26 protein-coding genes are annotated in these 23335 nt (G+C 61.5%); 10 read left to right on the top strand and 16 right to left on the bottom strand.

From position 1 onward, the window contains the following. Positions 1–73 precede the first annotated feature (73 nt). The 4 genes from Q1A91_RS17995 to Q1A91_RS17980 all read right to left on the bottom strand — a co-directional run bounded on the left by Q1A91_RS17995 (position 74) and on the right by Q1A91_RS17980 (position 3063). The gene (locus tag Q1A91_RS17995) at positions 74–1255 is read right to left on the bottom strand and encodes an MFS transporter (protein WP_299880752.1); all 1182 of its coding nucleotides are present in this window, start codon (positions 1253–1255) and stop codon (positions 74–76) included. Then, positions 1252–2028, bottom strand: coding sequence for an HpcH/HpaI aldolase/citrate lyase family protein (locus tag Q1A91_RS17990; RefSeq protein ID WP_299880749.1), 777 nt, complete (start codon positions 2026–2028; stop codon positions 1252–1254). Before Q1A91_RS17990 ends, Q1A91_RS17995 begins: the two co-directional genes overlap by 4 nt. A 68-nt stretch (positions 2029–2096) precedes the next feature. Beyond that, a complete protein-coding gene (locus Q1A91_RS17985; RefSeq protein ID WP_299881385.1) occupies positions 2097–2771 on the bottom strand; it encodes a hypothetical protein in 675 nt (224 codons plus the stop codon). 1 nt (position 2772) lies between these two features. Further along, positions 2773–3063: a hypothetical protein gene (locus Q1A91_RS17980; protein ID WP_299880746.1), complete on the bottom strand. Its 291-nt coding sequence runs from the start codon at positions 3061–3063 to the stop codon at positions 2773–2775. A 182-nt stretch (positions 3064–3245) separates the two neighbouring features. Between Q1A91_RS17980 and Q1A91_RS17975 the strand changes: the two genes are divergently transcribed. The 3 genes from Q1A91_RS17975 (at position 3246) to Q1A91_RS17965 (ending at position 5654) form a co-directional block, all read left to right on the top strand. Beyond that, positions 3246–3716, top strand: coding sequence for a hypothetical protein (locus Q1A91_RS17975; protein WP_299880743.1), 471 nt, complete (start codon positions 3246–3248; stop codon positions 3714–3716). 117 nt (positions 3717–3833) lie between these two features. Then, a complete protein-coding gene (locus tag Q1A91_RS17970) occupies positions 3834–4439 on the top strand; it encodes a ribonuclease HII (protein WP_299880740.1) in 606 nt (201 codons plus the stop codon). A gap of 114 nt (positions 4440–4553) precedes the next feature. Continuing rightward, a complete protein-coding gene (locus Q1A91_RS17965; RefSeq protein ID WP_299880738.1) occupies positions 4554–5654 on the top strand; it encodes a site-specific DNA-methyltransferase in 1101 nt (366 codons plus the stop codon). Between the two features lie 105 nt (positions 5655–5759). Here the strand turns inward: Q1A91_RS17965 and Q1A91_RS17960 are convergent, their stop codons facing one another. From Q1A91_RS17960 to mutY, 4 genes are all read right to left on the bottom strand, one after another. Continuing rightward, complete coding sequence (locus tag Q1A91_RS17960) at positions 5760–6611, bottom strand: MBL fold metallo-hydrolase (protein ID WP_299880735.1); 852 nt, start codon at positions 6609–6611, stop codon at positions 5760–5762. Between the two features lie 60 nt (positions 6612–6671). Then, complete coding sequence (locus Q1A91_RS17955) at positions 6672–7097, bottom strand: response regulator (RefSeq protein WP_299880732.1); 426 nt, start codon at positions 7095–7097, stop codon at positions 6672–6674. Between the two features lie 59 nt (positions 7098–7156). Beyond that, complete coding sequence (locus Q1A91_RS17950) at positions 7157–8305, bottom strand: alkane 1-monooxygenase (protein ID WP_299880729.1); 1149 nt, start codon at positions 8303–8305, stop codon at positions 7157–7159. A 68-nt stretch (positions 8306–8373) separates the two neighbouring features. After that, complete coding sequence (mutY, locus tag Q1A91_RS17945) at positions 8374–9441, bottom strand: A/G-specific adenine glycosylase (RefSeq protein ID WP_299880726.1); 1068 nt, start codon at positions 9439–9441, stop codon at positions 8374–8376. A gap of 82 nt (positions 9442–9523) precedes the next feature. Here mutY and Q1A91_RS17940 point away from each other — a divergent pair, with 82 nt between their 5' ends. The 3 genes from Q1A91_RS17940 to Q1A91_RS17930 are packed head-to-tail and all read left to right on the top strand — an operon-like array spanning position 9524 to position 11878. Beyond that, positions 9524–10030, top strand: coding sequence for a DUF721 domain-containing protein (locus tag Q1A91_RS17940; RefSeq protein WP_299880723.1), 507 nt, complete (start codon positions 9524–9526; stop codon positions 10028–10030). 52 nt (positions 10031–10082) lie between these two features. After that, positions 10083–10766, top strand: a complete 684-nt coding sequence (locus Q1A91_RS17935; RefSeq protein WP_299880720.1) for a DsbA family protein — start codon at positions 10083–10085, stop codon at positions 10764–10766. After that, a complete protein-coding gene (locus Q1A91_RS17930) occupies positions 10766–11878 on the top strand; it encodes a CaiB/BaiF CoA-transferase family protein (protein WP_299880717.1) in 1113 nt (370 codons plus the stop codon). Before Q1A91_RS17935 ends, Q1A91_RS17930 begins: the two co-directional genes overlap by 1 nt. Before the next feature lie 55 nt (positions 11879–11933). Here Q1A91_RS17930 and lpxK read toward each other — a convergent pair whose 3' ends face one another. The 6 genes from lpxK to Q1A91_RS17900 form a co-directional block, all read right to left on the bottom strand. Further along, a complete protein-coding gene (gene lpxK / locus Q1A91_RS17925; protein ID WP_299880714.1) occupies positions 11934–12926 on the bottom strand; it encodes a tetraacyldisaccharide 4'-kinase in 993 nt (330 codons plus the stop codon). Further along, positions 12923–14143 carry a glycosyltransferase N-terminal domain-containing protein gene (locus Q1A91_RS17920; protein WP_299880711.1) on the bottom strand — a complete coding sequence of 407 codons (1221 nt, stop codon included), beginning with the start codon at positions 14141–14143 and terminating at the stop codon, positions 12923–12925. Before Q1A91_RS17920 ends, lpxK begins: the two co-directional genes overlap by 4 nt. Positions 14144–14149: 6 nt before the next feature. Next, positions 14150–14392 carry a DUF4170 domain-containing protein gene (locus Q1A91_RS17915; RefSeq protein WP_299880709.1) on the bottom strand — a complete coding sequence of 81 codons (243 nt, stop codon included), beginning with the start codon at positions 14390–14392 and terminating at the stop codon, positions 14150–14152. Positions 14393–14443: 51 nt separating this feature from the next. Next, a complete protein-coding gene (locus Q1A91_RS17910; RefSeq protein ID WP_299880707.1) occupies positions 14444–15220 on the bottom strand; it encodes a 3'(2'),5'-bisphosphate nucleotidase CysQ in 777 nt (258 codons plus the stop codon). After that, a complete protein-coding gene (locus Q1A91_RS17905; protein WP_299880704.1) occupies positions 15207–16553 on the bottom strand; it encodes a TldD/PmbA family protein in 1347 nt (448 codons plus the stop codon). Before Q1A91_RS17905 ends, Q1A91_RS17910 begins: the two co-directional genes overlap by 14 nt. Positions 16554–16669: 116 nt before the next feature. Beyond that, entirely contained in the window at positions 16670–18205 is a 1536-nt protein-coding gene (locus Q1A91_RS17900) for a DUF2125 domain-containing protein (protein ID WP_299880701.1), read from the bottom strand. A gap of 155 nt (positions 18206–18360) precedes the next feature. On the opposite strand from Q1A91_RS17900, the gene Q1A91_RS17895 reads away from it, so the two are divergent. Then, a complete protein-coding gene (locus Q1A91_RS17895; protein ID WP_299880698.1) occupies positions 18361–19110 on the top strand; it encodes an SDR family oxidoreductase in 750 nt (249 codons plus the stop codon). Beyond that, entirely contained in the window at positions 19107–19718 is a 612-nt protein-coding gene (locus Q1A91_RS17890) for an enoyl-CoA hydratase/isomerase family protein (protein ID WP_299880695.1), read from the top strand. The genes Q1A91_RS17895 and Q1A91_RS17890 overlap by 4 nt, the downstream gene beginning before the upstream one ends. A gap of 145 nt (positions 19719–19863) precedes the next feature. Here the strand turns inward: Q1A91_RS17890 and Q1A91_RS17885 are convergent, their stop codons facing one another. Next, on the bottom strand, positions 19864–20157 hold the full coding sequence (locus tag Q1A91_RS17885) for an HNH endonuclease (RefSeq protein WP_299880692.1): 294 nt from the start codon (positions 20155–20157) through the stop codon (positions 19864–19866). Between the two features lie 76 nt (positions 20158–20233). On the opposite strand from Q1A91_RS17885, the gene Q1A91_RS17880 reads away from it, so the two are divergent. Together Q1A91_RS17880 and Q1A91_RS17875 are read left to right on the top strand one after the other, a co-directional pair. After that, the gene (locus tag Q1A91_RS17880) at positions 20234–21565 is read left to right on the top strand and encodes a mechanosensitive ion channel domain-containing protein (protein WP_299880689.1); all 1332 of its coding nucleotides are present in this window, start codon (positions 20234–20236) and stop codon (positions 21563–21565) included. Continuing rightward, positions 21562–22758 carry a TIGR03862 family flavoprotein gene (locus Q1A91_RS17875; protein ID WP_299880686.1) on the top strand — a complete coding sequence of 399 codons (1197 nt, stop codon included), beginning with the start codon at positions 21562–21564 and terminating at the stop codon, positions 22756–22758. The genes Q1A91_RS17880 and Q1A91_RS17875 overlap by 4 nt, the downstream gene beginning before the upstream one ends. On the opposite strand, the gene Q1A91_RS17870 is transcribed toward Q1A91_RS17875, so the two are convergent. Then, positions 22733–23320, bottom strand: a complete 588-nt coding sequence (locus tag Q1A91_RS17870) for a glutathione S-transferase family protein (RefSeq protein WP_299880683.1) — start codon at positions 23318–23320, stop codon at positions 22733–22735. The two genes, Q1A91_RS17875 and Q1A91_RS17870, sit on opposite strands and share 26 nt — an antisense overlap. Positions 23321–23335 lie beyond the last annotated feature (15 nt).

The following is a 23335-nucleotide window of genomic DNA, read 5'->3' as shown; positions in this document are numbered from 1 at the left end:
GATCTCTCCAATATACTAAGGTGCGCGCCCTTTAGCGCGTGCAGGCCCTGAGGGAAAGGGGGATCGCCCCCGATCAGTCAGCGGGACTGTCGCGGCTGAAGAGGTAGAACGCCAGTCCCAGTGCAAGGCTGGCGACGAACAGGGTGAAGACGGCGACATAGGCTTCGGTCGGGGCCGCACCATTTGCGAGTGCTGAGCGGTACACGCGGCCCGACAGCACCTGCAAGACACCGACACCGCCGATGGAAAAGAGGTTCAGCATCGTCACCCCGCGTCCGATCAACGCAGGGGGCAGAAAGCTGCGCCCGTGCGCCATCAGCACGGCATAGTTCGCGCCGAAGAACCCGGTTGCGGCCATCATGGTGGCCGAGAGCAGGAGCGAACGGGTTGGTGCGGTGATCAGCACCCCGCCAAACCCGAGAATCAAGACGCTGCCGCCCACGATCATCCACTTGCGGGAGGGGAGCATCCGGTCCGCCTGTGCATAGGCGAGGGCGCCGACCACCATGCCAATGCCCATCACCAGACTGGCGGTCCCGATCTGGCTGACGGTGGCGGCGAAGGTGTCTGACAGATACGGTCCGATCCACAGGCCCCGCACCGCGATGGAGATGGCATAGCTGACGCCAATCAGCGGATAGATGAGCCAAAGCGCCCTCACCCGGAAGAGCGCGAGGAGGGAGCCGCTTTCCTCTCCTTCCACGGGGGCGGGATCGCGTACAAAGGCGAAGATGCCCAGAGCGACCAGCGTGCTGAGGCTCGCCAGTGCCCAAAGGGAGGCGCGCCAGCCGACAAGTTCCGCGGCCAGTGCCATCGGGTAGGCCGCGACCAGATTGCCTGAACTGCCAATGGCGAGCATGAGGCTTGCCAGAACGGCGAAGCGGGCAGGCGGGTATTCCCGTCCGAAGATATAGAATGAGGCCATCAGCACCGGGGAACACCCGACGCCAATGAGGGTCATCGCCACGTCAATGTGCCAGGGTGCCGTGGCAAGGGCAAAGATCGCCGCCCCGCCGCCACCACCGCCGAGCAGGATCCATCCCGCTGTGCGCCGGGGTCCAAGCGTGTCCAAAGCCCAGCCAACGGGGATCTGCATCGCGGCGAATGCAAGAAACCACAGGCCTGACGCACGGGCGAGGTCATCTGCGGATGCGCCGATATCTGCGCCGAGGATCGGTGTCAGAACCGCGAGAAAGGCCCGGAAGAACTGGCTGAGGACATAGGCCGCTCCCAGCAGAAGAATGCCAGCTTTCATCCCTTGTGGGACTTCCATTTCGACGCCAGCGCTTGTGCGCCATGCGACAGGATCAGCACATCCGCGCCCACAGCGACAAACTGAGCGCCCGCCGCGATGGCCGCTTCGGTCATCGGATCATGTGTGGACAGGATGCCGGGGGCCTTGCCTGCCGCGCGGATACGTTTGAGCGCGTCCATGATCACCGCCTGCACGTCTTCGTGCAGCGCGTTACCCATGTGGCCCATGTCAGCCGCCAGATCAGCAGGGCCGATAAAGACGCCGTGCACGCCTTCAACACCAAGGATGTCATCGAGTGCCGCGATCCCGGCGCGGTTCTCAACCTGCACCAGCAGGCAAATCTCTGCATCTGCCGTCTTGCCGTAGTCCTTGGTCTGTGAAAACCGCGCCGCACGGGTCAGGGCATATCCCACGCCCCGGTCGCCATGGGGCGGGTAGGTCACATCACGCACCAATTGGCGGGCCTGCTCCGCGCTTTCGACCATGGGGACCAATACGGTCTGCGCGCCTGCGTCCAGCACCTGTTTGACCATATAGGTTTCGCCGATGGGCAGGCGGACAACGGGGTGGCTGTCGCTCGCCTCAAGCACCTGAAGCTGGGCGATGATGGACCGCAGGTCGTTTGGCCCGTGCTCACCATCGATCACCATCCAGTCGAACCCGGCTGTGCCCATCAATTCAGCCGAGAACGTATCGGCAAGGCCAAGCCAGCAGCCAAAGACGGTCTCACCCTTGGCGAGCGCTGCTTTGAAGGGGTTCTTGGGGACGGGCATGGGGGGTTCCTCCGCTGATCTTTACGGCACCCTAGACCCGGTGCGCTGGCAATGACCAGAGGGGGCGGTCAGATCACCTTGATCACGTCTTTGTCGATGGACAGCATATAGCCGCGCCGCGCGATGTTCTTGACCAGCAGTTCCGAGACAATCTGATTGCCCAGCGTGTCGCGCAGACGTTTGATCCGCGTGGCCCCGGCGGCCTCCTCACAATCGGACGCACTGCGGCCTGAGATCATCCCTTCGATCTCAGCGCCCGACAGCACGTCATCATCCATCCGCGCCTCCGCCAGCACGGACATGGTCTCCATCGCGGCATCGGTCAGCTTGAAGCCGAGGTTGTTGAGGTAGACGGTGTTTTCCTCCCGGCTGATCAGAAGGGAAGACACCTGAATGCCGGTCCGCTCAATCTGGGCCATACGGCGGTTGAAGCTGATCAGCATGATCAGGAACACCAGTGCGGCGATCAGCATGGCGGTGGCAAAGACCAACAGCACCATGATCACAACGCGGTAGCTGGCCAGCGTATCAGAAAAGGCCGTCCCGGACTGGGCGAGGATCTCCAGCAGCTTGATTTCCGCGCCACTGGTCAGATCGTCGTTTTCGACAAAGATACGGGTGACCTGCGCGTCAAAGGTGTTGGCATCCGGGAGTGCCCAGAAGAGCACCACTGCACCCACCAGCAGCAGGACAATGATGGCCGCGATGCCCAGCCCGACAAAGCGCCCGCCAAAGCGGCGCATGTCAGAAGCGGAGGTAGTTTGATCCGGCACTGTTCTTCCTTTGGGCAAGTCCCTCTTCTCCGAAGACGGACACGATATTCAGCAAGGTCCAGCCTTGGGCGGCCAGACGGTCGGCAAGTTCGGACCGCGCCGCACCGGCATTACAGGCCCCGCGAATTTCCGCGACACCGTAGTGCAGGCGCAAGGGGTTGTCCTGTTTGGCCTTGTAATCCGCATAGCACCCCGCCGCAGAGGCAGGCACAGCGGCCGCCAGCAGGAGCGCGGTCAGCAAAGAGAGGGCATTGTGTTTCATGTCGTCCTGTCTGCGCTTTTTGGGTCAGTTATTCAATATCTCAAGGGGGTTGGGCGGGCTGATATCCAATAACAGGGGGGTGTTATTGCCTGTCTTTCTGGGTTGGGCCGAGTGTTGGGTCAGAGCCGCCAAAGGCCCTGGTGTGGGAATACCCCCGCGCTGCCCACATGAAAGGAAAACCCATGTACAGGAAGTTCATTGCTACCGTTTCCGCTGCTGCCATTGCCCTGACCGCGCTGGGCAGCGCACCTGCCTACGCCGATGACCGCGACACCGCCCGCGCCCTTGCCGCCATTCTTGGTCTGGCCGTGGTGGGGGCGATCATCCATGACAAAAACAAGGACAAGAAGCGCAAGGCGCACCGTCCCGCGCCGGTCTACAAAGAACATGCGTACAAGCCGCACCGGATCAAGCCGCGCCCCTTGCCACAGAGAGTGAACCGCAAACTGCTGCCGCAGCGGTGTTTCCGCAGCGTCGATACGCGGCAGGGCACTTACCGCATGTTCGGTCAGCGCTGCCTGAACAAACACTACCGCCATGTGAACAGCCTGCCGCAGCGCTGCCATTACACGTTCCGCACCTATGACGGCAAACGCCGCGGGTTTGAGGCGCGTTGTCTGCGCGATGCCGGCTACCGACTGGCCCGTGGATAACAACGGGTCGTGACCCGGGGGCCATGTCCCTGATCTCCGGGAACTGGGGGAGGATGTTCGGGCATCCTCCCCTTTTTGCTGTCTTGTGGTTGGCGCGGCGTTGGGGGAAGACAGGGCATGGGACCAGATGACAGTTTCGAAGTGGCGGCCCGCAGCCGTGGGTTTTTGCGGATTGCCGGTGTGGATGAAGTGGGGCGGGGGCCGCTTGCGGGACCGGTCACGGCGGCAGCCGTCGTGCTGGACCCGGCGCAGATTCCCGAGGGGCTGAACGATTCCAAGAAGCTGACGAAGCGGCGACGTGAGGTTCTGTATGATCAGATCATGGAGGTTGCCGAAGTCTCTGTCGCGCATGCAAGCGTTGAGGAGATCGACGATCTGAACATCCTGCGCGCCAGTCATCTGGCGATGATGCGCGCGCTGGACGGGTTGGCGATACCAGCGGACTATGTGCTCGTGGATGGCAATATGCTGCCGCGCGACCTGACCCTGCCCGCAGAGACGGTGATCAAGGGTGATGGCCGTTCTGTCTCCATCGCGGCGGCTTCAATTATGGCAAAAGTTTGTCGAGATTGTGTCATGTTGTCCCTGGCGCAACAGCACCCCGGTTACGGCTGGGAGACCAACATGGGATATGGATCAAAAAGCCACATAGAGGCGCTGCAAAAACAGGGCGTGACCCCACACCATAGACGTTCGTTCAAGCCCGTCCACAATATGTTGTAGCAAGAGAAAATCGTAAACGGCTGATTCAAAAAAGAAATTGACCCCGATTCGGCAAGGCGACATGCTGTTTCTCAACCAATGAGTGCGCAAAGCACCGGGGACAGAGGCAGATACATGACGACCAAAACAATGGGTGCAACCGCACTCCCCTTAAACACGATTCTGAACGGCGATTGCATCGAGGCGATGCAGTCTTTGCCGAGCGAAAGTGTTGACCTGATTTTCGCTGATCCGCCTTACAATTTGCAGCTGCGGGGTGATCTTCACCGTCCTGACAATTCCAAGGTGGATGCGGTTGATGATGAGTGGGACCAGTTTTCCAGTTTCAAGGCCTATGACGACTTTACCCGTGCCTGGCTGAAAGAGGCACGCAGGCTGCTGAAGCCCAACGGCGCGATCTGGGTGATTGGCAGCTATCACAACATCTTCCGCGTTGGTGCGGCGTTGCAGGATGCCGGGTTCTGGATTCTGAACGACGTCGTCTGGCGCAAGTCGAACCCGATGCCGAACTTTCGTGGCAAGCGGTTTACCAACGCCCATGAGACGATGATCTGGGCCGGTAAGGACGAGAACAGCAAATACACCTTCAACTACGAAGCGCTGAAGACCCTGAACGAGGGCATTCAGATGCGCAGCGACTGGGTCCTGCCCCTGTGCACAGGGCATGAGCGTCTGAAAGACGCGGCAGGTGACAAGGCGCATCCGACGCAGAAACCGCAAAGCCTGCTTCATCGCGTGCTGGTAGGGTCCTCCAACCCCGGTGACGTGGTGCTGGATCCCTTCTTTGGGACTGGCACCACAGGTGCGGTGGCCAAGATGCTGGGCCGTGATTTTATCGGGATCGAGCGGGAAGCGGCATATCGCGAGGTTGCAGAGAAACGCATCGCGAAAGTGCGCAAGTTTGACCGTGAAGCGCTGCAAACCACAACGTCCAAACGCGCTGAACCGCGTGTGCCTTTCGGCCAGTTGGTCGAACGTGGCATGCTGCGTCCGGGGGAGGAATTGTATTCTCTCAACGGACGCCACAAGGCCAAGGTGCGCGCCGATGGTTCATTGATTGGTGCTGACGCCAAGGGGTCCATTCATCAGGTCGGTGCGGCCTGTGAGAAAGCGCCAAGTTGCAATGGCTGGACCTATTGGTGCTTCAAAAAGGACGGCAAACGCGTGCCCATTGATCTGCTGCGTCAGCAGATCCGATCGGAAATGGCCAACTAGATTTCAAGACATACCTACACCGCCGGTGTTTGCGCCCCTTCTTACCCCGAAGGATACTGCGCAGACACTCAACTTAGCCCCGCCACTGGCGGGGCTTTTTTTGTTCTATTTCAGGTCTTTCCAGACAAAGCTGCCGTTGTCCTCCTGCACCCGGCCCAGTGACGGCAGGGAGAAGTGGCTGCCAAGGACGAGGCAGCCTGTTTCAGCCGCGTGACCCAGCAGATCTGTGCGCGAAGCCACGGCAAGGTTGGGGTCGCTGTCATACAGGAAATGCCATTCCAGGTGCTGGCACTGTGCGCTGCAGTGCATCGCATCGCCGGTGATCACGGCGCGGTCGTTCCCGCTTTGCAGCACTACGCTGACATGACCGGGCGTATGCCCCGGTGTGGGCATCAACGTGATCTCTTCCCCCAGCTGATGCCCCGGCAGCACCATTTCCGCCTGACCCGCTTCGATCACGGGCAAAACGCTTTCGTTATACACGGGCGTATCCCGCGCCCGCTGCATTTCCTCATCAGCGGCGGGCATCAGGTAACGCGCGTTCGGGAAGGTTGGGACCCAACGCCCGTCTTCCAGCCGGGTGTTCCATCCCACGTGATCGATGTGAAGATGGGTGCACAGGACATAATCAACATCCTCGAAGGCCACTCCTGCTGCCGTCAGGGCGGCGACAAAGCGGAGGTCTGACCGCTTGTTCCAGTCAGGATCGTTTGGCGCAGTCTTGTCGTTGCCCACGCAGCTGTCGACCAGAATGGTGTGCGTCGGTGTCTTCAGCAGAAACCCCTGTACCGGCAGGATCAACCGTCCCGACGTGGGGCAGAGCGCGCCGGGAACCTCCGCTTCGATGATTGCGCTGACCTCTGGTCCGGCGTTGGGATACAATTGTTCGGGCCGCATGAAAGGCAGATCAAGCTCAAGAATGCGCCAGACTTCGATATCGCCGATTTTGCATAGCATGATGCGGGTCCCGTCCTGCGCAGAGGTTCTGCGGCAGGGTAGCCCTGTCTGGCAGGGTGCTCAATGCACCCTTTGTCTGGTGACTGTCGCCTGCCGCAGGGCGGCCAGAACATAACGGGTGTCAAATTCACGTTTGCTGAGCACATAGCGCACCCCGGCGGCAGCGGCCTTTTCCCACATGAAGGGGGAGGGCCAGTCGCTGACCATGATCACGGGGATCTGTGCCAGCCGTTCGTCGCGCGCCAGTTCCATTGCAAAATTGGTGCCCAGCCCATCGGGCAGGTTGTTGTCCAGCAGGATCAGTGCCGCGTCTTCTTCGGCGAGGGCCGCGCGGGCGGAGGCCAGTGTGGTCGCCACGGTCACATCCAGCCCGCAATGCGATCGGGCCAGAACGCGCTGCATTTTCTCACTGTCGAAACTGCTGTCTTCAACAATCAGACAGGTGGGTGGCGGTGCATTCGGTATGGTCTGGGCGTGCTGCTGCATGCGGTCCCCCTTCTAGGTTGGCCATCATCGCATGCCACAGGGAGGGTTAAGATCGCGTTTCAGCGCGGCAGCGGCGTTTCCCGGCGGTTGTAGGGCGTCCAGTCAGTGATCTCGGGATAATGAGCCTGTCGCCATGCGCGCACACGGGGATTCATGATGCGCCGCCACAGGGGCGGGATCATCGCGGCCATGGTCATCACCGGGTAGCCAAAGGGCAGTTGCGGGGCTTCCTCGGGTCCGTAGTTTTGCAGCACTGGAAACCGGCGGTCGGGTTTGTAGTGATGGTCGGAATGGCGTTGCAGGTTGATCAGCAGCCAGTTTGACGCGCGGTGCGCAGCGTTCCAGGAATGATGCGGTTGCACGTGTTCATATTTGCCTTCGCCCAGATGTTTGCGCGTCAGCCCGTAGTGTTCGATGTAGTTCACCAGTTCCAACTGCCAGATCGCGACGCCAGCCTGCACAAGGAAAAGCATCAGGCCAGACCAGCCGCCAAGGATCAGGGCGAGGATCAGACAGATGCCCTGCAAACCCCAGTACTTGAAGAACGGGTTCGACAGGTCTGTCCAGCGCTTGTTCTTGCGCGCCAGCATCGCCTTTTCCGCCCCAAAGGCCGAAGCAAGCGATTGCCACAGCACGCGCGGATAGAAACGGTGAAAGCCCTCATTATACCGCGCCGTGACCGGATCACGCGGCGTGGCAACATAGCGGTGATGCACCAGCAAATGTTCCGACCGGAAGTGAGAATAGAGCACCATGGCCAGCAGGGCATCGGCCAGAAACCGTTCCAGCTTGTTCTTCTGGTGCATCAATTCATGGCTGTAGTTGATGCCGATGGTACCGGTGAAAACGCCAACGCCAAAGAACAGGGCAAGCCGTTCGAATGTGCTCAGGTGTTCCGCTTGCGGGACGTACCACAGCAGGCCGAACAGGGTGATTGCCTGCGCAGGCACCCAGATCAGCGTGACAAGGCGATACCAGAACAGATCATCCTCCGTCGCATCCAGGTCTCCGTTGTCCAGGTTCAGCCCCACAATGGCGTCCAGGATTGAGAACAGGAACCATGTCACCAGTGGCAGCAGGGCGATCACCCAGCCGCCTGTGATGGCAGCGCACCACGCCAGCGGGATCAGCCCCAGCGACAGCCAGAACGGCAGTGCACGGCCGATGCGGGCCATATCGCGGGCAGGGATGGTGGTGGGTGCGCTCATGTGTGTCTCATGACAGGGTGCAAAGACATTATCGTGGAAGCGGTGCGGCTCAAAGAGGGCAAATTGACCTAGGCGCGCGTCAGATCAAACGCCTTGCGCATCACTGTTGGCAGGTCAGAGGGGCGAAACTGCGCGGGCGGCATGAATGCGCCTGTGGTTGGTTCAGCCTCCATATCTGCCTCCGCGTACATGATCCGCAGGATCAGGTGGAAATGCGTGAAGGTATGGCGCACTTCGCCGGGGTGGTGTTGCCATGGCGCGTTCAGCGGCGGCGTGCCGCTGGGCAAGTCATGGGCTGTGTCGATCCAGTCCGATCCGGGCCAGCCCAGCATGCCACCCAGCAATCCCTTGTCGGGCCGGGTTTCCAACAGCCAAGCCCCATCGCTGCGGCGGGCAAGGTAAACTGTGCCATGGCGGACCGGTTTGGCTTTCTTCGGGGTCTTTTTGGGCAGTTCCGCTGCGGTGCCTTCGATGCGGGCAACGCAGGGGCTGCGCCAGGGACAGATGCCGCAGGCCGGCGATTTGGGGCTGCAAATCGTGGCACCAAGGTCCATCACCGCCTGGGCATAATCGCCGGGGCGTGTGGCGGGCGTCAGCGCTTCGGCCTTTGCCATCAGCTCAGGTTTTGCAGCGGGCAGAGGGGTGTGGATGTCGTAAAGCCGTGCCATCACCCGTTCGACATTGCCGTCCAGCACCGTGCTTTGCCGATCGAACGCAATGGCAGAGACGGCAGCGGCGGTATAGGGCCCGATACCGGGCAGCGTCAGCAGCGCCTCATAGGTGTCTGGAAACGCGCCGTCATGATCTGCCACAACAGCGCGCGCGCATTTCAGAAGATTGCGCGCGCGGGCATAGTAGCCAAGCCCGGCCCATTCGCCCATCACATCGGCGTCTTCGGCGGCCGCAAGATCGCGCACGCTGGGCCAGCGCACCGTGAACCGTTCGAAATAGCTGCGCACCGTGGCGACGGTGGTCTGTTGCAGCATGATCTCGCTCATCCAGATGCGGTAGGGGTCTGGCGTCACGCCCGCTGCACGGTCCTGTGGTCTAATCCGCCATGGCATTTCGCGCGCATGCACGTCATACCACGCCAGCAGGCTGACCGAGAGGGCGTCATTGGGGCTGAGGTCACGCAATCTTTATGCTCCAACAGGCGGCTTGGGCTGGCGATATATGGGCAATGACTTATGTTATGCCCAACACAAGAGGAAGATAGCGATGGCCGCGCGCCGGACCAGCACAAAAGGGTTCAAACGCACCGATAGTTTGCTGTCCCGGCAGATTCGGTCGGCGTCTGAGCGGCGTGGCTTTGCGCAGACGCGGCTCTTGACCCAATGGGCTGAGATCGCGGGTGAGGAAACCGCTGCCATCGCGCTGCCGGTTGAGGTCAGCTATAGCCGGGGCGGCATGGGGGCGACGCTGACCTTGCTGACCACTGGTCCCAATGCGCCCATGCTGGAGATGCAGAAAGAACAGCTGCGCGCCAAGGTGAATGCGGTCTACGGCTACAACGCCATCTCAAGGGTGCGGATCACCCAGACAGCGCCGCAGGGCTTTGCCGAAGGTCAGGTGGCCTTTGCGCCTGCAAAGGCGGCAGCACCAGCGCCCGTCGATCCTGCCTTGCAGCGCAAGGCGGCCGAAGCTGCGCAGCCTGTTGCTGATGAGGGGCTGCGCGCCGCACTGGAACGGCTGGGTGCAAACGTACTGATGAAAACCCAAAGCTGACGCTTGAAGACAACAACACATACAAACTCGATGCTTTCAGAGGGATGAGAACATGAACCGTAGAAATATCCTGCTTGGCGGATTTGCCTTTGTCGGCCTTGGCGGCTGGGCGCTGACCTCTGGTCTGGTTGGCGGTGGTGGTGGCGGCAGCACGCCGGTGAACCCGCTGGTCGGTGCCGCGAACGCGCAGTCGTCCGACATCGACACAAGTGTGGTGCCGGACATGGTGCTTGGCAGTGACGATGCGCCGGTCACGGTGATCGAATATGCCTCCTACACCTGCCCCCATTGCGCGCGTTTTCACGAAAGTGATTTCAAGCAGCTCAAGGCCAATTACATCGACACCGGCAAGGTGAAGTTCATCTACCGCGAAGTGTACTTTGACCGCTACGGTCTCTGGGCCTCGATGATTGCCCGCTGCGCCGGAGAAGAGAAGTTCTTTGGCATTTCCGACATGCTCTACAAGGGGCAATCCGAATGGACCCGCGCGGGAGAGCCTTCGGCGATTGCCGATGAATTGCGCAAGATCGGCCTGCTGGCAGGTCTGGACAAGGAAACGCTTGATGCCTGTCTGTCAGACGCCACGCAGGCGGAGACGCTTTATGCCTGGTATCAGCAGAATGCCGAAGCGGATGGGATCACCTCGACCCCAAGCTTCCTGATCAATGGTGAGAAATACGGCAACGAAGGCTATGCGGCCATGGCTGCGGTCATCGACACAGCGCTGGGCAGCTAATGCCTGCCCCCCTTGCCGGCCTGAAAGTGGTCGAGATGGCCCGCGTTCTGGCCGGTCCCTGGGCCGGGCAGACCTTGTCTGATCTGGGATGTGACGTGATCAAGGTGGAAAGCCCCACAGGCGATGATACGCGCCAGTGGGGGCCGCCGTTTGTGACCCGCGACGACGATGTATCGGCGGCCTATTTCCATTCCACGAACCGGGGCAAAGCGTCGGTCACGATTGATTTCAGAACACCGGACGGTGTGGCGCGGCTGAAAGAGCTGCTGGCGGATGCGGACATCCTGATCGAGAATTTCAAGACCGGCGGTTTGGCGAAGTATGGGTTGGACTACGACAGCCTGCGCGCGGAGTTTCCGCAGCTGATCTATTGCTCCATCACCGGGTTTGGGCACACCGGGCCGTATGCGCATCATGCGGGCTATGACTTCATCGTGCAGGGCATGTCTGGCTTGATGTCTGTGACAGGTGAACCGGACCGCCAGCCGCAAAAGACCGGCATCGCGATCACGGATGTGTTTACCGGCGTCTATGCGACCACCGCCATTCTGGCCGCTGTTCTTCAGCGCCAGACAACCGGGCGCGGGCAGCATATTGATATGGCCCTGCTGGATACGGCGGTGTCGATCATGGGCAATCAGGCGATGAACTATCTGACCACCGGGGTGGCACCCACACGGATGGGCAATGCGCATCCAAATCTGACGCCGTATGAGGTTTTTGCCTGTTCGGATGGCCATCTGATCATCGCCACGGGCAATGACGGGCAATACCAGCGGCTGTGCCATCTGCTGGGGTTGGACGACATGGCGCATGCGCCGGAATTTGCCAGCAACGCGGATCGGGTGGCAAACCGGCCCGAGATGATCGCGCGGCTGAATGCGGAAACGATAAAGATGACGCGGGCCGCATTGCAGGAGGCATGTGAGGCCCATACCGTGCCCGCAGGACCAATCAATCACCTTGATGATGTGATGGCCGATCCGCAGGTGGTCGCGCGGGGTATGCAGATTGAACTGGACGGCGTGCCGGGGTTGCGGTCGCCGTTCGTGTTCTCGGATGCTGAACTTGATTTGAGCCGTCCTGCGCCAAAACTGGGCGAAGACGACTGATCGGGGCCGCGCTTTCTTTGAAAGAAAGCGGTCGGAAATTTTGAAAATTTCCGATCTATGGCGGTCTGGGCAGTGCATCCAGCGCGTCGAAGAGCGCGTTGTTCTCGGGCAGGCTTAAACGCACGGGCAGGGTGATCACTTTGCTGCGGAATTTTGCGGGCAGGCGCACCGCGTCTTTCTCCGTGGTTACCAGTTGCGCACCACGCGCGGCTGCATCCGCCTCCAGCCGGGACATCAGCGCGGGCGTCAGGGGCTGGTGATCGGACAGCGCCTCGGCATGTACGAGCGTTGTCCCAAGATCGCGCAGGGTGGCAAAGAACTTCTCAGGATGACCGATGCCGGCAAAAGCCAGAACACGGGTGTCCTGCCAGTCCATCCCGGTGCGCAGCGGATCAAGGGCTGCACGCACATGGGGCAGGCCGGGTGGCAGGTCTGACGTGTCAAAGCCATCCTGCGCTGGCGCGTCTCCGATCGATAACAGGACATCGGCGCGGGTCAGACCGGCGTGGACGGGTTCGCGCAGCGGGCCTGCGGGCAGGCAAAGCCCGTTGCCAAAGCCCTTCTCGGCATCAACCACGACAATGCTCAGATCATAGCTGAGTGCCGGGTTCTGAAAGCCGTCATCTAGCACAATCACACTGGCCCCTGCCGCCACAGCGGCCTGTGCGCCAGCAGCCCGGTCCTTGGAAACCCAGACCTCAGCGAAAGCAGCCAGCAGCAGCGGTTCGTCCCCGACCTGACTGGCGCGGTGCTTTGTCGGGTCAACCTGCACAGGCCCGTCCAGGGTCCCGCCATACCCGCGTGAGACGACATGCGGCGTGTGATAGAGATCGCGCAGACGTTCCACAACGGCCATGACCGTTGGCGTCTTACCCGTGCCACCGGCGTTGAGGTTGCCCACACATACAACCGGGATATCCAGTTTCAGGCGTTGCCCCTGTGCCAACCGCCGTGCTGTCGCGCGGGCATAGAGCGCGCCCAGCGGGCGCAACAGCTGTGCCCGCCAATCCGGCTGCGGCAGGTGCCAGAACGCAGGGGCGCGGGTCATTTCGCACCGATGGACTGATCAAGCGCGTCCTGCACCATTTCATTGATCTGATCGGCAAGCGCCGCGCCTTTGGAGATCACATCCCACCCCGCATGGGCCATCGTCGCTGCCTGATCCGGTGCAATCAGGCGCGATACGGCGGTGCCCAACCCTTCGGCATCGTTCACGATCCGCGCGGCACCTGCCGCAGCAAGCCGGGTGTAGGAGGACAGGAAATGGCGCACTTTCGGGCCGTATAGCACGGCAGAGCCAAGGGCTGCGGCATCGCAGGGATCGCATCCCATGTTCCCCGGCACCAGTGATGAGCCCAGAAAGGAAACAGGTGCTGTGCGAAAGAACAATCCCTGGTCAGCGGTGTCCTCGCTGATCAGCACTTCGGTGCTGTCATCGGGAAACTCACCGTCATCCCAGCGGGCCACGTTGAATTCCGCAGAGGTAACTTTATGCACCCGCGCCACCTCATCGGGGCGCGCAAGTTGCAGGATCAGCAGCAAACGGTGTGACATCCGCAAGGCGCTGGCGTGTGCACCAAGGATCACCGGAACTTCCTTGCCCTGAACCTGTGTTGCAAACCAGACGGGCCTGCCCGCAAGGGCGGCGCTGAGTTCGGTCAGATCGGAGTCCACGTAAGGAAGGGCTTCACCGCCTGCCAGCAGGGGGCTGGGGCTGAGCAGACGCTCCCGTTCCATCCCCAAATTTTCAAGCCGCCGGTGCCCGTCCATGTTGCGGGCGGCCCCTTTGCTGAACTGATTGAGCAGGGACTGCGTCATGTCAGGCAGCCAGCGATCCCGGCGGCGGGTGAAACCGGTGGAATCGGCGTCAATGAGGAACAGCGGAAACCGGGGTGCTGCGGCAAGGATCAGATTGGGGCGCAGCCCGCCCCAGACCCAGATCGCCGCGCCGGGTTTCCAGTGGTCGAGAAACGCGGCAATCCGGTTTTCATGCTCGCTGGGGGCGGCCTCAAGGGTGATCGGCAGATCCTCCCGTGTGAGCTTTGCAGCCGGTCCTCCGGGGGGCTGGGTGATCAGCACATGCAAGCCGGGCCGGGCCCGGATCAGTCGCGCGGCAAGATCCTGCACGGCGAGGAAATTGCCCGCCTCGCCCGCGTGTATCCACAGCACTTCTCCATCGGGTCTGGGGGCGTGCACCTGTGTGGTCGGCGTTTCTGAACGCCGCACAAGCGCGCGGTATGCTGCCAGACCCAGTGACCCGGCCATGTGCGTCTACCCCAGCTCTTCTGTGGAGGAGGCTTCGGTCGCTTCATCCCGCAAGCGATGCAGATGGGCGATGTAGTACCGCATATGTGCGTTGTCGACGGTCCGCTGGGCCTCACTCTTCCAGGCGTCATAGGCGGCGGCATAATCGGGGAATATACCCACGACATGCAGATCGTTGACGTCTTTGAACACGTTCTCGCTGGGGGTGACCAGCTCGCCTCCGAAGACAAGGTGCAGGCGTTGGGTCATATCAGGCTCCTGTAGAAAACTGCTTGTAAGGGGGTACCCAGAAGGGCCCGCTCACGCAAGGGCGGCGCTGAGCGCGGTCTGCACCTCGGCAGCGCCGGCAATCACACCATCAAGGCAGGGATCAGGGTTGTTGAACCGCAAGGGCTGGCTTTTGCGGTCGCCAATGCGCCCGCCCGCCTCTGTCACGATCAGCGCGCCTGCGGCGATGTCCCATTCCCAACTGCGGCGCAGCGTGATCATCCCGTCAAAACGCCCCGCGCCAACCAGCGCGAGGCGATACGCCAACGAGGGGCGATAGCTGCGTTCAAACTCGGGGGCGGTACCCGATTTCCAGTGGTGGGCATGAAGCGCGGGTTTTGCCGCCAGCACCGTGGCATCGGCCAGCAACCTAGCAGGCGCGCAGCGGATCGGCGTGCCATTGAGCCACGCCCCTTGCCCCTTGGCGGCTGCATAGAGACGGTCGCGCAGGGGCAGATACACCACGGCGGCGGTCACTTCGCCGCGCTCAGCCACGGCAATCGCATGCGCCCATGTCCGTGCCCCTTCGACAAAGCTGCGGGTGCCGTCAATGGGATCGACGATGAACACGCGCTCATGGTTCAGGCGGTCCGCGCTGTCATCGCTCTCCTCCGACAGCCAGCCGTAGTCAGGCCGGGCGCGGCGCAGCGTGGTGCTGAGCAGATCATTCACGGCCAGATCGGCTTCGGTCACCGGACCGGCACCCCCCGGCTTGTCCCAGCGTTGCGCGGTCTTACCCGCAAAGCTGGTGGCGACACGCCCGGCGATGCGGGCCGCGTCAATCAAGAGAGGCAGATCATGCACCGGCAAGGGTCATTCCCGGCACCAGCAGCGAGGGCACAACCCGGCTGAGATGTGGACGTGCGTCATTGGCGGGGATCATCGCCAGCAGCATATCCTTGAGGTTGCCAGCAATCGTGCATTCGTTGATCGCATGGGTGATTTCCCCATCCTTGATCCAGAACCCCGCCGCCCCGCGCGAATAGTCGCCTGTGTTGGCGTTGATGGTGCTGCCGATCATCGAAGTGACCAACAACCCCTCTCCCATGTCGCGGATCAGATCGGCGCGAGTGGCGTTGCCCTGGGTCAGGGCGATGTTCCACGTGCTGGGTGATGGCCCGGAACTGGTGGGTCTTGCCGCATTCCCGGTTGGCGTCATGCCCAGCTTGCGGGCATTCGCCAGATCAAGCGTCCATCCCATCAGCCGACCGTCTTCCACGATCAACCGTTTTTGTGTGGGCAGCCCCTCACCATCAAAGGGGCGCGATCCACCCGTGCGCGGGCGGTGGGGGTCTTCGGTCAGCGACAGCGCTTCGGGCAGGATCTGTTCGCCCATCATGTCGCGCAGGAACGATCCACCTCGCGCAATGGACGCGCCGTTCACCGCACCCAGCAGGTGTCCAATCAGGCTTGACGCGACACGTTCGTCAAAAAGAACCGGATAGGCGCCGGTGGGCGGTTTGCGCGCGCCCAGCCGTTCAACCGCGCGGGCAGCGGCGCGGGCGCCGATTTCTTCCGGGCTGCGCAGATCGGATTGGAAGAGACGGTTGTCGCCGTCATAATCCCGTTCCATCCCCGTGCCTTGTCCGGCAATGGCCACGCAGGACAACCCGCGGTCCGTGCGGGCGTAACCGCCTGAAAAGCCGTTTGAAGTGGCCAGATGGGATTCCTGATGTCCGTAGTACGCGCTGGAGGATTGAACCTGTGTGACTCCGTCAACGTGGCGCGCTGCGGCTTCGGCACGGGTGGCATCCTCTTGCAGGACCTGCGGTGAGGGAGCGTCAGTTGGGTCGCACAACTCAAGCGCAGCGATGTCCCATTCGGTGGCAATCTGATCGGCTGATGCCAACCCGGCATAGGCGTCCTCTGGCGCTTCGCGCGCCATGGCGACTGCCCGTTCCGCCATTTCGGCGATTGTCGTCTCAGATGTGTTGGAGGCAGAGACGTTCGCCACCCGCTGTCCGACAAACACCCGCAGGCCGATATCCACGCTCTCAGACCGCTCGGCCTGTTCAAGCGCCCCTTCGCGCACATCGACCGAAACCGAACTTGCGCGCACAGCCTTTGCATCCGCGCCATCCGCACCGGCGCGGGTGGCCGCCTGCAAAAGCTGATCGGTCAGCGCATCAAGAGGCTGGGACATGCTGGGTTCCTTATCCAAGTGGCTTTGACCTATGCCCTGCACCGGGGCGAGGCAAGGGACAGGATGCACAATGGGGCGCGCCGCACGGGCACGCCCCTTGTGTTCATAACGATGTGTTACTGAATGCGCTGGCCGTTGGCGAGGATCTGACCCTCTTCATTGAACTCGATCTTGGAGCTCAGGCTGTCAGGCGCATCGCCGGGAACGGCAAACAGACCCATCATCATCCGGGCGCCCATCGCCTGATCCTGCGGCAGCAGGCCCATGGCCACCAGCTTGTCCATCAGGCCATTGCCGCCCACAAGGCTGAGGTTCACTTCGCCAACAGGCTTGGGCATGCCGGGGAAGGTGGTTGTATCGGTGTTGTCAAAGGTGAAATCACCATTGCCGTCCAGACGTGCACCGGCCAGATCGACAACAAGGTTGTTCATCTTCAGTGTTTCCAGCTCTCCCGGTGTCTGGGTCGCCATCATTGCCGCACTTTCGGGGTTGAGGAAGTCGATGAACATCTTTGCCGTCCCGGTCAGATCCAGCGCAATGGTGGCCGGGTCGCGGGGAAGCTGGGAGGTCGGATCGAAGATGCCCCAGATCATGTCGGACATTTCAAAGTCGCCCATGGTCAGGCCAAAGGCAAAATCCTGCGGGTCATCTGATGGGGTCACCGGCATCATCAGATTGAACGCGGTTTTGGCCATGCTCAGATCGATCGGGAAAGGCAGGTCGCCGGTTTTGGTGCTGATCTTCAGATTGTTCTGGTCGGCCGTGTAAACCAAACCGGCTTTGCCCATTTCCACGCCAAAGGTACCGCTGTCAGAGCTTGCATTGAAAGCCATTCCACCACTTTGCGGGTCTTCCACGTCTGCGATTACCTGCGTACCGGCATATGTCAGCGTGCCTTTCACGTCAAAGCCTGCGGCAATCATGGCAGACATGTCTGTGGCATTGGTCATGGTGTTGGGCACAGTGCCTTGGGTTTCATAGGCCAGCGCCTGCATTTCGCCCTGCATGTTAACAGTTGCAGGCTCATCCGGCGGGGCCACAACCATCTCATACGTCACGCTGCTGGCCGTGCCGCGCTGATCATAGCCGCGCGTCTCACCCTGTCCGGTCATGGTGGTGACATTGCTGACGTTGCTGGCCAGCAGGTTCATCTGCATGGCCTCATCGCCCATTGTCGTGCCCTCAACCACGATCTGGTTCAGCACAATACCCATCGTGTCAGCGGCATAGGTGCTGATGATCTGATCGGGTGACCCGCTGGCAATCATGGACTGGCCGCTCTGCGTCAGTGTCATCGACATCTGAACTGGCGCGCCCTGACCGGCAGGGGGTGCCATGTTCATCGACATCGGCATGCTGTCAGGCAGGATCACCGCGACAGTGCCATCACCAAGCTGCTGGAACTGCATGGTGCCGATTTGCATCTGCATGTCACCCTGGTTGTCGGGGATCTGCATCCCAAAACTGATGTCGCTGACGGTCAGGGTATCACCGGCTTCGCTCTGGGTTGCGGTGACGGTGTATCCCATCCCCTCCATGTACTGCTGCCAATCGCCCCAGACTTCGGCCGGGGTCAGATCGGCCCATGCCATCTGTGCCACCAACGTGGCCGGGACGGCGAGAGCAAGGGTAGTAGGGGAGAATCTGCGCATTATCTGTTCCTTGTCTGAATATTCGGCGGCACCATCTTCAACAAATATGGCATCGTCGTGGCGATACCAAGGGGTGGACCATCACTTATCCGGAGACTACCACAGGGGTCAAACCAGATGCAAAACGTCCCTCTTGGAATTGGAAGGAAGACGCCATGGATATGACCGGAAAAACTGTGATGATCACCGGCGCCAGCCGCGGCATCGGTGCCGAAGCCGCGCGGGAATTTGCGCGTGCCGGGGCAAATGTCGCGCTGCTGGCGCGGTCCCAGGACGCGATTGCCGAAATTGCCGGAGAGATCGGCGCAGCGGCCATTGCGATTCCCTGCAACGTCGCGCGCTTTGGTGAAATGTCATCCGCCGTGGAAACCACCGTGCAGGCCTTTGGTGGTTTGGATGTGCTGATCAACAACGCAGGCGTGATCGAACCGATTGCCCGGATTGCGGATGCCGACCCGGAAACCTGGGCGCAGGTGATCGACATCAACCTCAAAGGGGTGATGAACGGGATCGCGGCTGCCCTGCCGGCGATGAAGGCGCGGGGCGGCGGGTCTGTGCTGACCATCTCTTCCGGCGCTGCGCACAGCGCGATCGAAGCCTGGAGCGCCTATTGCGCCTCCAAAGCGGCCGTCAACATGCTGGGGCGGTGTCTGCACAAGGAAGAAGGCGAAAACGGTATCCGCACCATCGGCTTGTCTCCCGGCACCGTCGCCACCCAAATGCAGCGGGAGATCAAAGCCAGCGGCATCAACCCGGTCAGCCAACTGGATTGGTCTGACCATATCCCCCCTGAGTGGCCTGCGCGGACCCTGCTGTGGATGTGTTCCCCGGCAGCGGATCGTTTCATGGGAGAAGAGATCTCCCTGCGCGACGAAGACATCCGCCGCGAAGTGGGCCTGATATGATCGACTGCACCCGCGACGGCGATCTGTGGACCGTCACCATCAACCGCCCCGACAAAGCGAATTCGCTGACCCACGGCATGCTGACCGAATTGGCGGAGATCATGGAAGACGCGCAGGGCGCGCGTGTGGTGGTGCTCACAGGCACCGGAAAGGTTTTCAGCGCGGGCGCGGACCTCGAAGAAGCCCGCGCCGGTCTGGCGACATCGGATGTGTGGGAGCGGTTGTCCACTGCCGTCGCCGCCCTGCCGGGTCTCAGCATCGCGGCTTTGAACGGCACGCTGGCAGGCGGCGCGATGGGCATGGCGCTGGCCTGCGACATCCGCATCTCTGTACCGGGCGCGAAATTTTTCTATCCGGTGATGAAACTCGGTTTCCTCCCGCAACCTTCCGATCCGGGCCGCATGGCTGCCCTGATCGGCCCTGCGCGCGCCAAGCTGATCCTGATGGGCGGCCAAAAGATCACCGCGGATGAAGCGCTGTCTTTCGGTCTCATCGACCGGATCGTTGAAACCGATGCCCTGTTGCAGCATGCACATGAACTGGCGGCTGATACCCTCGCCGCGAAACCTGAAATTGCCGCGGGCATCAAACGCCTTTGCCAGAGCTAACGCGAACGGGGTCCTGCAAAGCCTCCCCTTCCAAATGGTTCTAAAAACCCTGCCAGAGGCCTGAAATCTCTTTTGGTGCACCAGAAGAGATTTTAGCTCTCCGAGGGGGTTTTTAAAACCATTTGGAAGACCAACCTTGTCCTGTTCAGCGGCCTCTCCGCTTGCCGGGGACCTTGCTGCGGAAGGACGGTGGACGTTTGGCCACCCAGGCCGCGAATCTGGCCAGCCTTGGGTGGCTGCGCAGGGCTTCGGGCGTGCTGTAGTCCCGTGCCAGTTCCGCTTCGGTCAGCGACGCATGGATTTCGCGGTGGCAGATGTGGTGCATCAACACCACGGGGCCGCCCTTGCCGCCTTTCAGCTTCGGGGTCAGATGATGCAGGCTTTGCGGCACACCCACAGGGATCGGGCGCAGGCAGAGGGGACAAATCGGGTCTGACATGGGCAAAGACCTTGATCCGGGCGGGCGGGGCAGGCAAGAGGATGGCGCGCCCTGCCAACAAGACAAGGTCTGATCCATGGAGTTTGATCTCTCCCAACAGCCGGAAATCGTTCAGCAAGCGGCGGGCTATGCGTTGCAGGCCTATGAACTGGCGCTCAGCTGGCTGCTGAGCCCGGCGGCCTGGTCACAGTTTGCGCTTCTCGTGGTGGCCTATGTGCTGGCGCTGCTGGTCTCCCGGCGGTTGCGGCCTGCGTTGGCGCGGGTGATTGACCCCGGTGAGACGCAGAACATCCTGACCAAGCCGCGCAATTTCGTGCTGCAATTTCTACCGCTCATTACGCCGTTGCTGGCCTATGCGCTGACGGGGGTGGGTGAGAGCATCGTGCGGTCGCTTTTCGACAGCGGTGCGGTGATCGCCTTTGGCAAACGCCTGTTCCTGTTCCTTGCTGCCCGCGCGCTGGTGCGTGACATCATCACTGAGCCGTTTTTGAAGCTGTTGGGTCGCTACATTCTGCTGCCGATCATGGCGCTCTACACCTTTGGCCTGCTGGACATGGTGACGCTGGCGCTGACGGAAACGGTTGTGGGTGTGGGGAATATCCAGTTCTCGCTCATCTCCATCGTGCGCGGGGTGATTGCCGGGGCCATTCTGTTCTGGCTCGGGCAATGGTCCAACCAGCAATCCACGCAGATTATTTCGCGCAACGAGGAAATGCGCCCCTCCATCCGGCAGTTGCTGATCAAAGTGGTGGAGTTCCTGATTTTCGGCCTCGCCTTCATTCTGTTGATGAACATCATGGGCATCAACCTGAGTGCCCTTGCGGTGCTTGGTGGTGCAATTGGTGTGGGTCTGGGGTTTGGCCTGCAAAAGATCGCGTCGAACTTCATTTCCGGTGTGATCCTGCTGGTTGAGGGGCAGGCGACCGTCGGCGATTATGTCGAACTGGACGGCGGGGAGGCAGGCACCATCGTCAAGATGATGGCGCGCGCCACCATTCTGGAGACCTTCGACGGCCGCTGGATCGTGGTCCCGAATGAGGATTTCATCACCACGCGGGTGGCGAATTATTCCGACAGCGGGTCCGCCAACCGGTATGAGGCGCCTTTTTCCGTCAGCTATGACACCGACATCAATCTGGTGCCCGCGCTCGTAGAGGCGGCTGTGGCGAAACACCCGGAGGTTCTGGATGAACCCTATCCCCCCGATTGCGAGTTGCGCGGGTTCGGCGACAGTGGCGTGGATTTCGCGGTGGAATTCTGGGTCAACGGGCTGGACGACGGTCCGAACAAATACACCTCCGATGTGCTGTTCCTGATCTGGAACGCGCTGAAGGATGCCGGGATAGAGATCCCCTTCCCGCAGCGGGTGGTGGAGATCAAAGGCGGGTTGCCACAGGCAGAGGCATGAGCGGCGCTATTGTCATTGGCGCTGGCCCTGCCGGGTTGATGGCAGCGGAGGTCCTGGCGGAAGCCGGTGTGCAGGTCACCATCTGCGAAGCAAAACCTTCCGTTGGGCGCAAGTTTCTGATGGCGGGCAAGTCGGGGTTGAACCTGACCAAGGCGGAAAATGCCACAGTCTTCATGGAAGCCTTTGCCGAGGCGCGCGGGCCGCTGACCCCGGTTTTGGAGGCCTTTGATGCGGATGCGGTGCAGGCCTGGGCGCGCGGACTGGGGCAGGAGGTGTTTATCGGCTCCACGGGGCGGGTGTTTCCGGTGGCGATGAAAGCCTCCCCCTTGTTGCGGGCGTGGATGGGGCGTCTGGCTGCGCTCGGGGTTCAGGTGCACACGCGCTGGGCATGGCAGGGCTGGGATGCGGGCGCTTTGGTGTTTGAAACGCCAGGTGGGGTGCAGACCTTGACGCCGGATGTGACGGTTCTCGCACTGGGCGGGGCCAGTTGGGCGCGGCTGGGCGCGACGGGTGCCTGGGCGAGGACGCTGGCGGACGAGGGTATTCCAACCGCACCCTTTGCAGCGGCGAATGCAGGGATTGCGGTGGCCTGGTCTGCGCATATGGCCAAACATCTGGGTGCGCCATTGAAAGGCGTTGCGTGGTCGGCAGGGCCTTTTGCCTCAAAGGGGGAGGCGACATTGTCAGCGGGCGGGTTGGAAGGGGGCGGAATCTATTCCGTTTCGCGCGGTGTGCGGGAGGGGCATCCGCTGGTTGTTGATCTGCTGCCCCATCTGACCGTGCCGGAGATCACTTCAAAGCTCAGCAAACCCCGCGGCAAGGCGAGCCTGTCGAACCACCTGCGCAAGACGTTGAAACTGTCGCCTCAGCAGATTGCGCTGTTGCAGGAAATGGCGCGTCCCTTGCCGGATGGGTTGCGGGCCACGGCGCGGCTGATCAAGGCGCTGCCGATCAAACACGCAGGTCTGCGCCCTATGGACGAGGCGATTTCAACCGCAGGCGGCGTGCCCTTTGCGGCACTGGATGCGGAGTTGATGCTGCGCGCCCTGCCGGGCGTTTTTGCCGCCGGGGAGATGCTGGATTGGGAAGCGCCCACGGGCGGCTATCTGATCTCTGCCTGTCTGGCGACGGGTCGCTGGGCGGGGCAGCATGCGGCCAAATGGGTGCTCAACCCCGCGCCTGCGCCGCTTTGAAGGCAGGCCGGTTGCGCAAACCGGATGCCCAGTCCCACAGTTTCTTGTCGACTTTGGGGAAACCCGCGCCCACGGACCAGTTGATGCAGTGCACGGCCAGAATATCGGCATGGGTCATCTGATCGCCACACAGGAACGGACCCTCAAGCTGTTCTGACAGCGTTGCGGAGGACCGCAGGAACTCCGCTTTCAGGCTGTCCTTGATCGCGGGGACCCGCAGGTCCTCGGGCAGGACAAAGCTGTGTTTGGCGGCGGCCCAAAGGATGGCGTCAAACTCATCAATCAGCCACAGCGTCTTGGCGTCCTGTGCTGCGCGTTCGGGCGTGCCCGCAGGCGCTGTGAGGCCGCCGTGCTTGTCGCCCAGATAGGTCATGATGGCCACGGAATCGGTCAGCACGTGATCGCCGTCCAAAAGGGCGGGGATCTTGCCCGATGGGTTATGCTTCAAAGCCTCGTCTGACCGTGGAGCGGCGGGATTGACCTCATAGGCCTCGCCCAGTTCTTCCAACATCCACATGACCCGGAACGCACGAGATTTTACAGCACCAACAACGGTGTACATGGGTTCATACTCCTT

It is taken from the genome of uncultured Sulfitobacter sp., from assembly GCF_947500075.1.
Lineage (GTDB): Bacteria > Pseudomonadota > Alphaproteobacteria > Rhodobacterales > Rhodobacteraceae > Sulfitobacter.
The sequence above is the reverse complement of the archived record's forward strand: the minus strand, read 5'-3'. Positions and strand labels throughout refer to the sequence as shown.

What these genes read in the sequence shown, in the direction of transcription:
- Q1A91_RS17995 (WP_299880752.1), bottom strand. Translation starts at nt 1,255, where the DNA reads ATGAAAGCTGGCATTCTTCTGCTGGGAGCGGCCTATGTCCTCAGCCAG.
- Q1A91_RS17990 (WP_299880749.1), bottom strand. Translation starts at nt 2,028, where the DNA reads ATGCCCGTCCCCAAGAACCCCTTCAAAGCAGCGCTCGCCAAGGGTGAG.
- Q1A91_RS17985 (WP_299881385.1), bottom strand. Translation starts at nt 2,771, where the DNA reads ATGCGCCGCTTTGGCGGGCGCTTTGTCGGGCTGGGCATCGCGGCCATC.
- Q1A91_RS17980 (WP_299880746.1), bottom strand. Translation starts at nt 3,063, where the DNA reads ATGAAACACAATGCCCTCTCTTTGCTGACCGCGCTCCTGCTGGCGGCC.
- Q1A91_RS17975 (WP_299880743.1), top strand. Translation starts at nt 3,246, where the DNA reads ATGTACAGGAAGTTCATTGCTACCGTTTCCGCTGCTGCCATTGCCCTG.
- Q1A91_RS17970 (WP_299880740.1), top strand. Translation starts at nt 3,834, where the DNA reads ATGGGACCAGATGACAGTTTCGAAGTGGCGGCCCGCAGCCGTGGGTTT.
- Q1A91_RS17965 (WP_299880738.1), top strand. Translation starts at nt 4,554, where the DNA reads ATGACGACCAAAACAATGGGTGCAACCGCACTCCCCTTAAACACGATT.
- Q1A91_RS17960 (WP_299880735.1), bottom strand. Translation starts at nt 6,611, where the DNA reads ATGCTATGCAAAATCGGCGATATCGAAGTCTGGCGCATTCTTGAGCTT.
- Q1A91_RS17955 (WP_299880732.1), bottom strand. Translation starts at nt 7,097, where the DNA reads ATGCAGCAGCACGCCCAGACCATACCGAATGCACCGCCACCCACCTGT.
- Q1A91_RS17950 (WP_299880729.1), bottom strand. Translation starts at nt 8,305, where the DNA reads ATGAGCGCACCCACCACCATCCCTGCCCGCGATATGGCCCGCATCGGC.
- Q1A91_RS17940 (WP_299880723.1), top strand. Translation starts at nt 9,524, where the DNA reads ATGGCCGCGCGCCGGACCAGCACAAAAGGGTTCAAACGCACCGATAGT.
- Q1A91_RS17935 (WP_299880720.1), top strand. Translation starts at nt 10,083, where the DNA reads ATGAACCGTAGAAATATCCTGCTTGGCGGATTTGCCTTTGTCGGCCTT.
- Q1A91_RS17930 (WP_299880717.1), top strand. Translation starts at nt 10,766, where the DNA reads ATGCCTGCCCCCCTTGCCGGCCTGAAAGTGGTCGAGATGGCCCGCGTT.
- lpxK (WP_299880714.1), bottom strand. Translation starts at nt 12,926, where the DNA reads ATGACCCGCGCCCCTGCGTTCTGGCACCTGCCGCAGCCGGATTGGCGG.
- Q1A91_RS17920 (WP_299880711.1), bottom strand. Translation starts at nt 14,143, where the DNA reads ATGGCCGGGTCACTGGGTCTGGCAGCATACCGCGCGCTTGTGCGGCGT.
- Q1A91_RS17915 (WP_299880709.1), bottom strand. Translation starts at nt 14,392, where the DNA reads ATGACCCAACGCCTGCACCTTGTCTTCGGAGGCGAGCTGGTCACCCCC.
- Q1A91_RS17905 (WP_299880704.1), bottom strand. Translation starts at nt 16,553, where the DNA reads ATGTCCCAGCCTCTTGATGCGCTGACCGATCAGCTTTTGCAGGCGGCC.
- Q1A91_RS17900 (WP_299880701.1), bottom strand. Translation starts at nt 18,205, where the DNA reads ATGCGCAGATTCTCCCCTACTACCCTTGCTCTCGCCGTCCCGGCCACG.
- Q1A91_RS17895 (WP_299880698.1), top strand. Translation starts at nt 18,361, where the DNA reads ATGGATATGACCGGAAAAACTGTGATGATCACCGGCGCCAGCCGCGGC.
- Q1A91_RS17890 (WP_299880695.1), top strand. Translation starts at nt 19,107, where the DNA reads ATGATCGACTGCACCCGCGACGGCGATCTGTGGACCGTCACCATCAAC.
- Q1A91_RS17885 (WP_299880692.1), bottom strand. Translation starts at nt 20,157, where the DNA reads ATGTCAGACCCGATTTGTCCCCTCTGCCTGCGCCCGATCCCTGTGGGT.
- Q1A91_RS17880 (WP_299880689.1), top strand. Translation starts at nt 20,234, where the DNA reads ATGGAGTTTGATCTCTCCCAACAGCCGGAAATCGTTCAGCAAGCGGCG.
- Q1A91_RS17875 (WP_299880686.1), top strand. Translation starts at nt 21,562, where the DNA reads ATGAGCGGCGCTATTGTCATTGGCGCTGGCCCTGCCGGGTTGATGGCA.
- Q1A91_RS17870 (WP_299880683.1), bottom strand. Translation starts at nt 23,320, where the DNA reads ATGTACACCGTTGTTGGTGCTGTAAAATCTCGTGCGTTCCGGGTCATG.